Source organism: Burkholderia sp. YIM B11467, from assembly GCF_052952715.1.
The window spans coordinates 1051958-1064846 of record NZ_JBQVSQ010000002.1; the positions used below are offsets into that span (position 1 = coordinate 1051958).

At 67.2% G+C, this 12889-nt stretch carries 10 protein-coding genes and 1 pseudogene; 5 read left to right on the forward strand and 6 right to left on the reverse strand.

Annotated features, from left to right (window positions below; translation table 11 throughout):
• Window positions 1-288 precede the first annotated feature (288 nt).
• Together ACTRWB_RS11840 and ACTRWB_RS11845 are read left to right on the forward strand one after the other, a co-directional pair.
• Window positions 289-696 (forward strand): DUF427 domain-containing protein, encoded by a 408-nt coding sequence (locus ACTRWB_RS11840; RefSeq protein WP_446902009.1) that lies wholly within the window; start codon window positions 289-291, stop codon window positions 694-696.
• A gap of 171 nt (window positions 697-867) precedes the next feature.
• Entirely contained in the window at window positions 868-1860 is a 993-nt protein-coding gene (locus tag ACTRWB_RS11845; RefSeq protein WP_446902010.1) for a sulfonate ABC transporter substrate-binding protein, read from the forward strand.
• 27 nt (window positions 1861-1887) lie between these two features.
• Here the strand turns inward: ACTRWB_RS11845 and ACTRWB_RS11850 are convergent, their stop codons facing one another.
• Window positions 1888-2472 (reverse strand): putative glycolipid-binding domain-containing protein, encoded by a 585-nt coding sequence (locus ACTRWB_RS11850; protein ID WP_446902011.1) that lies wholly within the window; start codon window positions 2470-2472, stop codon window positions 1888-1890.
• A gap of 269 nt (window positions 2473-2741) precedes the next feature.
• Here ACTRWB_RS11850 and ACTRWB_RS11855 point away from each other — a divergent pair, with 269 nt between their 5' ends.
• Window positions 2742-3650 carry a LysR family transcriptional regulator gene (locus ACTRWB_RS11855; RefSeq protein WP_446902012.1) on the forward strand — a complete coding sequence of 303 codons (909 nt, stop codon included), beginning with the start codon at window positions 2742-2744 and terminating at the stop codon, window positions 3648-3650.
• A gap of 19 nt (window positions 3651-3669) precedes the next feature.
• Here the strand turns inward: ACTRWB_RS11855 and potE are convergent, their stop codons facing one another.
• Both potE and ACTRWB_RS11865 read right to left on the reverse strand, forming a co-directional pair.
• Window positions 3670-5055, reverse strand: a complete 1386-nt coding sequence (gene potE, locus ACTRWB_RS11860; protein WP_129516982.1) for a putrescine-ornithine antiporter — start codon at window positions 5053-5055, stop codon at window positions 3670-3672.
• 54 nt (window positions 5056-5109) lie between these two features.
• A pseudogene (locus ACTRWB_RS11865) lies at window positions 5110-7492 on the reverse strand (Orn/Lys/Arg family decarboxylase).
• 509 nt (window positions 7493-8001) lie between these two features.
• Here ACTRWB_RS11865 and ACTRWB_RS11870 point away from each other — a divergent pair.
• Together ACTRWB_RS11870 and ACTRWB_RS11875 are read left to right on the forward strand one after the other, a co-directional pair.
• Window positions 8002-10182 carry an ornithine decarboxylase gene (locus tag ACTRWB_RS11870; protein WP_446902013.1) on the forward strand — a complete coding sequence of 727 codons (2181 nt, stop codon included), beginning with the start codon at window positions 8002-8004 and terminating at the stop codon, window positions 10180-10182.
• Between the two features lie 30 nt (window positions 10183-10212).
• Window positions 10213-10734, forward strand: a complete 522-nt coding sequence (locus ACTRWB_RS11875) for a hypothetical protein (RefSeq protein WP_446902014.1) — start codon at window positions 10213-10215, stop codon at window positions 10732-10734.
• Window positions 10735-10790: 56 nt separating this feature from the next.
• Here the strand turns inward: ACTRWB_RS11875 and ACTRWB_RS11880 are convergent, their stop codons facing one another.
• From ACTRWB_RS11880 to ACTRWB_RS11890, 3 genes are read right to left on the reverse strand one after another with little or no spacing between them, the layout of a single operon-like run.
• The gene (locus tag ACTRWB_RS11880) at window positions 10791-11948 is read right to left on the reverse strand and encodes an iron-containing alcohol dehydrogenase (RefSeq protein ID WP_446902015.1); all 1158 of its coding nucleotides are present in this window, start codon (window positions 11946-11948) and stop codon (window positions 10791-10793) included.
• Window positions 11945-12280 (reverse strand): putative quinol monooxygenase, encoded by a 336-nt coding sequence (locus ACTRWB_RS11885; RefSeq protein WP_446902016.1) that lies wholly within the window; start codon window positions 12278-12280, stop codon window positions 11945-11947. The genes ACTRWB_RS11880 and ACTRWB_RS11885 overlap by 4 nt, the downstream gene beginning before the upstream one ends.
• A gap of 28 nt (window positions 12281-12308) precedes the next feature.
• Window positions 12309-12884, reverse strand: coding sequence for a glycerol-3-phosphate responsive antiterminator (locus ACTRWB_RS11890; RefSeq protein WP_446902017.1), 576 nt, complete (start codon window positions 12882-12884; stop codon window positions 12309-12311).
• Window positions 12885-12889: the final 5 nt, after the last annotated feature.

Sequence of the window (12889 nt, forward strand, 5' to 3'; positions counted from 1 at the left end):
ACGACGGCCGATCTTCGCGCGCCGCCCGCCGATCGCTTACCAATAAATTCGGCGTTGCTTATCGCCGGGGATGCATCCCGCTGCCCGTGCATGAAAATGTCCACGCGAGCGCCGGGGGATTGCCCGGCAGCCCTGTCGCGCCACTCTGTCGCGTGCTGTCGATCGCCGTCAATCCGGCCCCCTGCAGACTCTCCGGAATTGGCGCATCGTATCGGCTGGCAAACGCCGGCACGGGCGCGCCGGGATCCGCCCGGCGCCATCGCGCCGCCGATTCCTGGAGGACACACGATGTCGATCAGTCCCGATACGCCCGCTCGTCCCGTCAAATCGCCGGGCCCCGATCATCCGATCACGATCGAACCGCATCCGTCGCGCGTGGTGGTCACGGTGGCCGGCAAGGTCGTCGTCGATACGCGCCGCGCGCTGGCGTTGCGCGAAGCCAGCTACCCGGTCGTGCTCTACGTCCCGCGTGAAGACGCCGACATGTCGCTGCTGCAGCGCACGGACCATTCGACCTACTGCCCGTACAAGGGCGACTGCGCGTATTACTCGATCCCGGCCGGCGGCGAACGCGCGACCAACGCCGTGTGGACGTACGAGCATCCGTATCCGGCCGTCGAAGCGATTCGCGGGCACCTCGCGTTCTATCCGGACCGCGTCGACTCGATCGAGGAAAGCGCCACCGGCACCGATTGAGCGCCGCTGATTTGCATATGCGCATTCATTGGTTGGCCGCCGGCACGCGCGGCCGTATCGTCCTGAATCCGGCGCGGGCCGGCCCGTTGCGTGCGTCGCCCGCATCCGGCCAAGTCCTGCGCCGGCCGCGCCTTCGCGCGCGGCCCGTGAACCCGCACGCAGGACGCTCCGATGAACGACACACCGCACGCAGACGTTGAAACGACACCGGCAAACCCGCGCCGCCGCCAGTGGCTGCAGGGCGCGGCCGCCGGGCTGGCCGGGCTCGCGCTCGGGCCGCTCGCGGCCCGGCCCGCGCTGGCCGACGGCAATAGCACGCGGCTGCGCGTCGGCTTTCAGAAATACGGCAACTTCGTCGTGCTCAAGGCGCGTGGCACGCTCGAGAAGCGTCTCGCGAGCCAGGGCGTCGCGGTGCAATGGCTCGAATTCCCGGCCGGCCCGCAACTGCTCGAAGGGCTGAACGCCGGCGCGATCGACGTCGGCACGGTCGGCGAAACGCCGCCGATCTTCGCGCAAGCCGGCGGCGTCGATTTCGTCTATATCGGCAACGAGCCGCCCGCGCCGCAGGGCGAGGCGATCGTCGTGCTGCCCGATTCGCCGATCCGCAACGTCGCGCAACTGCGCGGCAAGAAGGTCGCGTTCAACAAGGGTTCGAACGTTCACTACCTGCTCGTGAAGGCGCTCGAACATGCGGGCCTCACGTATGCCGACATCCAGCCGATCTACCTGACACCCGCCGACGCGCGCGCCGCGTTCGTGCAGCGCAACGTCGATGCGTGGGTGATCTGGGATCCGTATCTGGCGGCCGCCGAGCGGCAACTCGGCGCGCGTGTGATCGCGAACGGCGACGGGCTCGTGCGCAACACGCAGTACTACCTCGCCGCGCGCAAGTACGCAGCCGCTCAGCCGCAGGTGCTGCGCGCGCTGCTCGACGAAGTCGACGCGACCGATCGCTGGGCGCGCGATCACATTCCCGAGGTTGCCACGCAACTGTCACCGCTCGTCGGCCTCGACGCGCCGACGCTCGAAATCGCACTCAAGCGCGCCGGCTACGGCGTGCAGCCCATTACCGATACGACGGTCGCGTATCAGCAGAACATCGCCGACGCGTTCAGCGCGCTGAAGCTGATTCCGGGCAAGCTGACGGTTGCCGGCGCGCGCTGATACGCCGCCGAATTTCGATGTGACGCGTTACGCCGCGGGCGCCGCGCCGACGCGCCGCCATTCGTCGTAGTCGGTGACGAGGCCCGCTTCGTCGATCGCGATATCGGCCGCATACGTGCCGCTTTCGTAGCGATACACGTGGGGCGCCGTGCGCGTATAACGCTGCTCGCCGCGCACGAGGTCAAAATCCGGAAAACGCAGCCACGCGGTGCGGATCGCCGCCGAATCGCCGACGGCCAGCGCGAGCCGCCGGATCGGCAGCGTATTGGTCGACGGACTGAAACCGAGATCGATATCGGTCGCGCCCGCGAGCGCCGGCGTGTCGACACCGTCGATCGTCCAGCGCCCTCCTTCGCATGCGATGTCCAGTTGCTGCGGCGGCAGCGTGCCGACCCACCGGATTACGCGCGCCGAGCGCGTGAGCCAGTCAGTGCCGCATGCGATTGCGTAGTCGATGCGAAACGGCGTGCCGTCGATCGCACCCGACACCGAACCCGACAGGTCGATTCCCGTACGCGACTCCACGAGCCGGCACCATTCGGCCGACTGCCACGTTTTCACGACCTGCCATGCGACGCATCGCGTGCGCCCGGCTTCGTCCTGTTGCGTCATGTCGCTGTCTCCTGTCGGTCGCGCGGAAGCCGATTTTCGCGCACGACGCCGCTGAACGCACGCGGATTCGGCACACTGCATGCCCGCCGGCACCGGCCGGCTTCGAACCGATAGTCAGTATCGGCCCAACCCGCACCGTCAGGCCGACGATGCTTTGGTACCATCGGTCGAGCGGAACACGCTCCGGCACGCGTCGTCGTTCGTCGACGACCGTCGTTATCGGCCGGGAACCGGACCAGCAGACACAAGCAGACAACAGGCGCGACTACATGGATTTGTTGGCGACGATGCGCATCTACGTCAGGGTCGTGGAGCGCGGCACGATGTCCGGCGCGGCGCGGGATCTCGACATGGGCCAGCCGGCCGTCAGCGAGCGCATCGAACGACTCGAAAAACATCTCGGCACGCGTCTGCTGCTGCGCAGTGCGCGCACGCTGACCTGCACGGAAGAAGGCCGCATCTTCTACGAGCGCAGCAAGGCGCTGCTCGACGCGGCCGAGGTGGCGGTCGCGTCGGTATCGAAGACGGAACGCGCGCTCGACGGCACGATCCGGCTCGCGGCACCGCAATGTTTCGGCGAGGTCGTGCTGCCGCGCGTGCTGATGCAGGTCCGTACCGCGTATCCGGAATTGCACATCGACCTCGTACTGAACGACGACATCGTCGATCCGGTCACCGAAGGTGTCGACATTTCGATCCGGGTCGGCCAACTCAACGACGGCGGGTTCGTCGCGCATGCGCTCGGCGAGGTCGCCCGCGTACTCGTCGCCGCGCCGTCGTATCTCGACCGGCACGGCCCGCTCGACACGCAGGCCGATCTCGCCGCCCATCCGTTCATTCGCGTGAAGGGTGTCTTCGCCAACGAGCAGTTGCCGCTGCAACGAGACGGCGGCGCGGTCCAGCACGCGCGGATTCGCACGGTCATGACCACGAGCCACTGGCGCCCGATGTTCGACACGATCGTGGCCGGCGGCGGCATCGGCGTGGTGCAGCACCCGGCCTGCGCCGACGCGCTCGCGCGCGGCGAACTCGTCCGGCTCCTGCCGCAGTATGCGATCCCCGATTTCGCGCTCAATGCGCTCGTGCATGCGCAGCGGCCGCTGCCGCCGCGCGTGCGGGCCGTCGTCGATCTGCTGAAGCAGGCAATCCCGCCGCTGCTGACGCAGCGCCACCGCTAACGACGACAGCCACCGGCAGTCACGCTTGCAGCGACTTCCCCGGCTCCTTCACGTGCGCGTCGACTTCCATCTGGTAGAAGCGCGCGCTGACGAAACCGAACAGCGTCCAGCCCAGGAACACGCACAGGCCGCCGAGCATCAGCGCCTGCTCGCCCGAACTGAACAGCGCATAGAAGCTGTACGCGGTGGCCACCATCGCGATCGCGTTCGTCAGCAGCGCCTTGGCCGGCGGCACCTTCGCGACCTTCTGGATCGTGATCAGCGCGGCCATCGACATCACGTAGGGCACGAGGTTCGTCACGACCGCGAGATCGACGATCTTCTGGAACTGGCTGCTCAATTCCGGGCTGATCGTCATCAGCGCCAGCGCGACCTGTGCGACGAGCAGGATCACCATGCCGACGATCGGCGTGCCCGTGCGCGTCGCACGGGCGAACACCGGCAGGAAGTAACCGACGTCCGCCGAGCTCTTGAACACCTGCGCGACCGTGAACTGCCAGCCGAGCAGCGAGCCGATGCACGCGATCACCATCAGCGCGGTGACGATCGTGCCGACCGTCGGCGTGAACATCGTCGCGAACGCGATGCCGAACGGCGCGTTCGATGCCGCGAGAATCGCATTGGGCACGATCCCCGCGATCACGTTGGTCGACACGATGTAGAAGATCGCCGACGCGACCGTGCCGCCGAGCACGGCGATCGGCACGTTGCGCTCCGGATTCTCCACCGCGTCCGAGTTCGCGCACGCCGATTCGAGCCCGAGGAACGCCCACAGCGTCACCGCGATCGAGCCGCCGACGGCCGGCCCGAACGGCAGGTTGTGCGGATTCCACGCGGCGCCCCAGGTCGCGCCGCTGAACCAGAACCAGCCGATCAGCGACACGATGACGACCGGAATGATCACGCCCCACACCGTCACCGCGCCGATCCGGCCGGTGATGCGCGAGCCGCCGAAGTTCGCGACCGTCGTGAGCACGAGCAGGAAGATGGTCCAGAGGCCCGTCTGCAGCGGCGTCAGCGTCGCGTCGAACAGCACGGTGCCGTAGCCGACCGCCGTGACGCCGATCGCGACGTTGGCGATCACGAGCGACAGCCCGTACGTGTAGTTCGCCATGTAGTTGCCGGCCTTGCCGAACGCGTATTCCGCGTAGCCGCCCATCCCGCCCGGCTTGCGGCTGAGCATCCCGCAACGCGCGAACGCGTAGGCCAGCGCGAGCGAACCGCCGGCCGTGACGATCCACGACAGCAGCGAGATCGTGCCGACCTGTGCGAGTTTCGACGGCAGCAGGATGATGCCGGAGCCCATCATGTTGACTGCCGTCAGGATGGTCAGCTGCCAGACATTCATCCGGTTCTTCGGCGCGGCCGCCGGGGCCGCGTCGGTCATGCGCGCTGCGTTTTCCATGATGTCGATCCTTCGATGTGAGGCCGCCGCGCGGCCGGTCGCTCGTTCGCCCGGTCAGGCACTCAGGCAGTACACGCGGTACGTGCCGTCCTCGACTTCCACGCCGTGCGTGTCGTGCGCGAAGCCCGGGAAGCGCCGGTCGTACGCTTCGAGCGCCTTCAGGTAACCGAGCACCGGGCCGCCGGCCGGCCCCGCGTTCTCGCCCGGCATCAGCAGCGGAATGCCCGGCGGATACGGCACGACGCCGGTGGCGACCGTGCGCCCGGCCAGTTCGTCGAGCGTGACCTGCTCGACGCGGCCCTGCACGAGATGCTCGTACGCGCGCACCGGGCTCATCTCCGGCGTCGGCAGGATCGAGAACGCCTCCGACATCAGCCGCGTCGTGCCGAGCTGCTCCATCGCCGCGAACATCGTGTCGGCCAGGTCCTTCAGCCCCATGCCCGCATAACGCGAACCATGCTCTTTCGCGAGCGACGGAATCGCCAGGTCGAGCGGCAGGTTCGCGTCGTAGTCGCGCTTGAAGTCGCACAGCGCGCTGACGAGCGAGCCCCACTTGCCCTTCGTGATGCCGATCGAGAACAGGAACAGGATCGTGAAATCGGTCGTCTTCTCGACGACGATCCCGCGCGCATCGAGATACGCGGTCACGACGCTCGCCGGGATGCCGACCGGCATCAGGCCGCCGGCCGGCGCGACGCCCGGCGTGACGATCGACACCTTGATCGGATCGAGCATGCAGTAGCCGTCCTCGATATTGCCGAAGCCGTGCCATTGCGCGCCCGGGCGCAGCACCCAGCACGACGGGTCGCTCGCGAGCAGCTCGGGCGGTGCATCATGGAACGGCAGCGTGCGGCCCGTGCGCGCCTCGAGCACGGTGTCGGGCTGCCAGCATTCGAAGAACCAGTCGCCCTTCGCCGCGTACTCGGCACTCATCCGCGCGATCATCTGCCGGAACGCAACGGCCTCCTCGATCGACTCGTGCGTCAGCGTTTCGCCGCCGGGGCCGTCCATCATCGCGGCCGCGACGTCATTCGACGCGATGATCGCGTAGTTCGGCGACGTCGACGCGTGCATCATGAACGTTTCGTTGAACTGGCCATGCGGAATCGGGTTGCGGCCGTCGCGCACGTGGATGTACGACGCCTGCGACAGCGCGGTCAGCAGCTTGTGCGTCGACTGCGTCGCGAACACCGTCGGCCGGTCCGCATGATGGTCGCGCGGGTCGCCGTGCATCGCATGGCGGTCGCGGTAGATCGGATTGAAACGCGCGTAGCCGTACCACGCTTCGTCGAAGTGCAGGCGGTCGACGCTCGCGCCGAGCAGCTCCTCGACGCGCGCGACGTTGTAGCACAGGCCGTCGTAAGTCGAGTTCGTGACGATCGCGTGCTTCGGCTGGCGATCGGCGAGCCCGGCCGTGAGCGGGTTNGTAGCACAGGCCGTCGTAAGTCGAGTTCGTGACGATCGCGTGCTTCGGCTGGCGATCGGCGAGCCCGGCCGTGAGCGGGTTCGATGCGATCGCCTCGCGAATCGCCGCCTGCGTGAGGCGCTCGGACGCGATCGGCCCGATGATCCCGTAGCGGTTGCGGGTCGGCACGAGGTAGGTCGGGATCGCGCCCGACATCGTCATCGCATGCTCGGCCGACTTGTGGCAGTTGCGATCGCACAGCGCGATCTGGTCGCGGCTCACGCTCGCCATCAGGATGATGCGGTTCGACGTCGACGAGCCGTTCGTCACGTGATACGTGCGGTGCGCGCCGAACACGCGCGCCGCGTAGCGCTCGCTTTCGCCGATCGGGCCCGAGTGGTCGAGCAGCGAGCCGAGCTCGCCGACCGAGATCGACAGGTCGGAGCGGAACAGCGCTTCGCCGAAGTATTCGAAAAACGCGCGGCCGACCGGCGACTTCAGGAAGCCCGTGCCGCCCGTGTGGCCGGGCGTATGCCACGAGTATTCGTAGACGCGCGAGAACTTCGCGAGCGCGCCGAACATCGGCGGCAGCACGGTCGCGCGATAGCGTTCGATCGCCGCATGGATGCGCCCGCCGATGAAGTCGGCCGTATCCTCGAGCAGCCAAACGAAATCGTCGACCTTGCCCATCACCGTGGCCGGCACCGTCGACGCGACGCTGCGGTCGGCCAGCAGGAAGATCGGCACGTTGGCATTGCGTTGCCGGATCGCGTCGACCACGGACTCGGACGGCCCGGGGCCGGCCACGCCGAGATCCCAGTCGAGCAGCACGCACTGGATCGACGGATCGGAGCGGATCGATACGATCGCATCGTCGGCGGAGGTCGCCGTGAGCACGTCGATGTCGCGTTGCACGAGCTCCGCGCTCAGCGTGCGGACCGCGCGCCCCGTTGCCGTTTCCTGCGTGATCTCGTCGTCGACCAGCAGCGCACGCATGCCAAGACGACGGATGCCACCGACGGACGTATTCATGATGTTGCCCTCGTTGTTCCGTTGCTTCATTGGGGTTGTTCGTCTCGCGAGCACCCGGACGCAGGCCACGGGCGGCGACATGAGACGCTCGCAATTCCGGTTTGATTCGCCATCCAATTCGCTGCCGACTATGCCATAGACGACTTTCAATGAAAAGCCGACGATTCGGCGAAAACGTCGGTCGCTTTCAAATCGGATTTCATGATTTGATCATTTTCATGTGCACCGCAGCATTTAAATTTGAGATAACTTGATCATTCTCACCCTGCAATGACATTGTCATTTCCGCTCGATTGAACTCGCCGGGTTTTGTTGCTAGGATCGGCTGCGCCGTGCGCTGACCGGTGGCGGCCGCACCCCGCCGCGCAAGGCCAGCTGGCACAGAGCGCATTCGGCATTCAGCATTCGCGGGAGCATTTGAATCGGCTGCGGCGCATGCCGGATTACGCATGGATTGCGTACCGGCACGAATGCCGCGCCCGCTTCCGCACATTTTCGGGAGAATTCGCGTGAGCCTGTTGAAAATCGCAGTCGAGCCGGCGCTGATTGGCGCCTTCCTCACCACGCACGAACAGGTCGACGTATTTCAGACCGATTTCACGAATATCGCGGCAATCGTCGTCGGAATCGATGCGGCGCAGAAAGTTCAGAAAACCGTTGAAAGAACCGGCTTCGCGATTCCGTTCTTCGTCGCGGTCGAGCCCGACCAGGAAGTGCCGCCGTCGATCCTGCCGGGCGCGAGCGGCGTGATCCAGCTCGGGCACGGCGGCCGTCACTACTACGGCCGGCAGATCTCCGCCGCCGCCGATATTTACAGCGAGAACTTGCTGCCGCCGTTCTTCAAGGTCATGCGCGACTACGTGCAGCGCGGCTACGTCGAGTTCGACTGCCCCGGCCACCAGGGCGGCCAGTTTTTCTCGAATCATCCGCTCGGCCGGATGTTCTTCGACTTCTTCGGCGAGACGATCTTTCGCGCCGACCTCTGCAACGCGGACGTCCGGCTCGGCGACCTGCTGATCCACGAAGGCCCCGCGCTGGAAGCGCAGCGTAACGCCGCGCGGATCTACAACGCGGACAAGACCTACTTCGTGCTGAACGGCACGTCGACGTCGAACAAGGTCGTCACGAGCGCATTGCTCGCGCCCGGCGATCTCGTGCTGTTCGACCGCAACAACCACAAGTCGGTACACCTCGGCGCGCTCGTGCTGTCCGGCGCGCGGCCGGTCTACCTCGAGACCGCGCGCAACGCGTGGGGCCTCATCGGCGGCGTCGACAACGCGGCGCTCGACGAAGCGCGCATCCGCGACGCGATCCGCGACGTCGCGCCCGAGCGCGCCGACCTGCCGCGTCCGTTCCGACTCGCGGTGATCCAGCTCGGCACCTACGACGGCACGATCTACAACGCGCGCGAGATCGTCGACCGGATCGGGCATCTGTGCGACTACATCCTGTTCGATTCGGCGTGGGTCGGCTACGAGCAGTTCATCCCGATGATGCAGGACTGCTCGCCGCTGATGCTGACGCTCGGCCCCGACGATCCCGGCATCCTCGTCACGCAGTCGGTGCACAAGCAGCAGGCCGGTTTCTCGCAGACGTCGCAGATCCACAAGAAGGACAGCCACATCGAAGGCCAGAAGCGTTACTGCGATCACCGGCGCTTCAACAACGCGTACATGATCCATGCGTCGACGAGCCCGTTCTACCCGATGTTCGCGGCGCTCGACGTCAACGCGCAGATGCACGCGGGCCCGGCCGGCAAGCGCCTGTGGCGCGACTGCGTCGCGCACGGCGTCGATGCGCGCAAGCTGCTGCTGAAGACCTGCCGGCAGATCCGCCCGTTCGTTCCGCAGCATGTCGACGGCCGCCCGTGGGCCGACTACCCGACCGAGCAGATCGTCGACGACCTGCGCTTCTTCCGCTTCCATCCGGCCGACAGCTGGCACGGTTTCGAAGGTTATGCGGACAACCAGTATTTCGTCGATCCGTGCAAGCTGCTGCTGACGACACCGGGCATCGATCGCGACACGCACGAGTACGCGCCGTTCGGCGCGCCGGCGCCAATCCTCGCCCGCTACCTGCGCGAGCACGGCGTCGTGCCCGAGAAGGCCGACCTGTACACGATCCTGTTCCTGCTCACGCCGTCGGAGAGCTTCGGCAAGCTGCAGCATCTGGTCGCGCACCTCGCGCAGTTCGAACGCCACCTCGACCAGGACACGCCGCTGCGCGAAGCGATTCCGTCGCTATGCGAAGCGTATCCGGAGCTGTACGGCACCATGCGCCTGCGGCAGCTGTGCCAACGGATGCACGATTTCTACCGCAGCCACGACATGAAGCACCTGCAGAAGCAGATGTTCCGGCGTGCGCAGTTCCCGAAGCAGGCAATGCTGCCGCAAGCCGCGAATACCGAGCTGATCCGCAACAACGTCGAGCTCGTCACGCTCGATCGCATCGAAGGCCGGATCGCGACCGAAGGTGCGCTGCCCTATCCGCCCGGCATCTTCTGCGTGGTGCCCGGCGAAGCCTGGGGCGGCCCGGCGCTCGACTACTTCCGCGCGCTCGAAGCCGGGATCAACGCGCTGCCGGGCTTCGAACCGGAGATCCAGGGCGTCTACCTGCAGACGAAGCCGGACGGTACGAAGCAGGCATCGGCGTACGTGGTGGCCACCGGCGCCGACGCATCGCGCGCCTGATCGCGCACGACGTGTATCATCGCCGCCATCATGCCCATCCGCCCCCTTCGTCCGCTCCTGATCGCCGCGGCACTCTCCGTCTCCGTCGCCGCGCATGCGCAACAGGTCGGCGTGATTGCCGACGGTGTCTACTACACGCCGAACACGCACCTCGCGGCGGGCACGTCGCTGCAAATACTGCCGGACGACGACAAGGGCATCCCGCGCTGCTGCGCGACGATCACCGGGCCTGCCGGCAAGCCCGGCAACCAGATTCTCGACGCGCTGCACGACGACCGCACGATCGCCGCGTATGCACTGTCGCTGCCGAAGTCGGTGGCGGCGGACACGCGCGGCTTCGGCGTGGTCGGCACCGCGCGCTTCGTGCGCCAGGGCGCCCGCCCGGAAGCCGTGCTCGACGGCGGGCTGCAGCTCGCGTTCTCGACCTGCACGTCGGTGGAAGGCACGCATTACCTCGGGCGCAAGGTCGGCGCCAACAAGTTGCTCGTGCACCTGTATCAGTACTTCGACGGCGAGCTCGAGCCGACCTGCAAGGATCGCGACCTGAAATAACGGCACCCGGCCGGCGGCATCGCGCCGCGGCCCGTCGACCGTTCATGCCGCCCGCATCACCACGCGTGCCGATAGATCGCCAGTGCGCCGGCTTCCGTCACCTCGCGCGGATTGTTCACGAGCAGGCGCGTCTGCAGCATCGCGTCCGACGCCATCCTCGGCAGGTCGCTCTCCCCGATCCCGACCTCGCGCAGCGTGCGCGGGATGCCCGTCGCGACTATCAGCCGGTCGATCTCGTCGATCAGCGCATGCGTCCTCGCTTCGTCGCTGCCCGTCGCCTGCGGCGCAACGATTGCCGCGAGTTCCGCATACAGCGGCGCGGCGGCCGGCGCGTTGAAGCGCAGCACGTGCGGCAGCACGAGCGCATTCGACAGCCCATGCGGCACGTGAAAGATCCCGCCGACCGGATAGGCCAGCGCATGCACGGCCGCGACCGGCGCGTTCGCGAACGCCTGCCCCGCGAACATCGCGCCGACCAGCATCGCCTCGCGCGCGGGCCGGTTGCTGCCGTCGTCGCACGCCGCGAGCAGGTTGCGCGACAGCAGCGTCAGCGCATGCACGGCCAGCATGTCGGACACCGGGTTCTTCAGCCGCGCGGACGTATAGGCCTCGATCGCATGCACCATCGCGTCGATGCCCGTCGCGGCCGTCGCCGCGCGCGGCAGGCCGAGCGTCAGCTCGGCATCGAGGATCGCGACATCCGCGAACAGATGCGGCGACACGACGCCCATCTTGCGCGCCTCGCCGACCGTGACGATCGACACGGCCGTGACCTCCGAACCCGTGCCGGCCGTCGTCGGCATCTGCACGAGCGGCAGCCGCGCGCTCGCGACCTTGTCGACGCCGTACATGTCGGCCAGCGTCTGCTGCCCCGGCGCGAGCACCGCGATCAGCTTCGCGACGTCCATCGACGAACCGCCGCCCAGGCCGAGCACGAGTTCGGCATCGGCCGCGACGGCCCGCTCGGTCGCTTCGAGCACCACGTGCTCGGGCGGATCGGCGATCACGTCGTCGATCACGGTCACCTGCCAGCCGTGCGCGACGAGGCTCTCCAGCGCCGGCGCGAGCACGCCGCTGCGATGCAGGAACGCATCGGTGACGACGCACAGCCGCACGAGCGCCGGAAAGCGTTCGCGCAACAACGCGCCGAGCCGGCGCGCGGCGCCGAATTCGACGATCTGCGTCGGAACGGTACGGAATTGAAACGGATTCATCGGGTGCCTCCCGGTGGCGTCGCCGTGCCGGTGTCCGGCTGCACCATGTAGCGCGACACGTCGCGGCGATCGAGCAACGGCATGATCGCCCCGATTCCGATCCGCTGGAAATGCGGCGTTTCCCGATGCACATCGAGGCCGTCCGCGTCACTGTAACGCTCGAGGATCACGATGTGGTCGGAGTCCGCCGGCGACCGGAAATACGCGTAGTCGAGATTCTTCGGCTCGGCGCGCGTCGCCGGCGCGAGCTCGGCGAGCAGTTCGACCACGCGATCGCCGTTGCCGGGCTTCGCGAAGTAATGCGCGATGACCTGCAGGTAAGGTTCGTTCATGCTGCGCTCCTGGTTCGACCGGGGCCCGTCACGACGACGGGTCGAAATTCCACCATGCGCTGTCGCTCGTCGACACCGCGATCGCGCCGTGCCGCCTCGCGCTGCGCACGTCGTCCGCATTGCCGACGAAGCCCGACGCGACGATCGGCGGCAGCGCCTGCCGGTCGGCTTCGCTCAGGTACGCGAGCATCGGCGCCGGCATCAGCTGCACGAGGTTCGGATCGCTCTGTTCGATCGCCTTGACACTGCGCGGCCACGTCGAACGGTCGGTCACGAACACCTTCTGCATCGTGATCAGCCCCGCGCGATTCGCGCGCTGGATCGTCGCGACACGCGTCGACACGAGGCTTGCGACGCCGATATCGGCCAGATATTCGACGCCGCCCTTGTCCTGCGACAGCCCATCGCAACTGTCGATGTTGACGATCACGAACTTGCCGGCCCGGGCGAGCGCCGCGACCACCGCCTGCAGCCGGCGCAGGTCGACGTTCGCGACGATGCCGACCTCGGCCGCGCTGTCGATGAAGCTGTCAGCCTGCTCGGCGCCGTACAGCGTGGCGATGACGGGATGACGGGCGAGACGCGCGCCCAGCGACTTGTCCATGACGT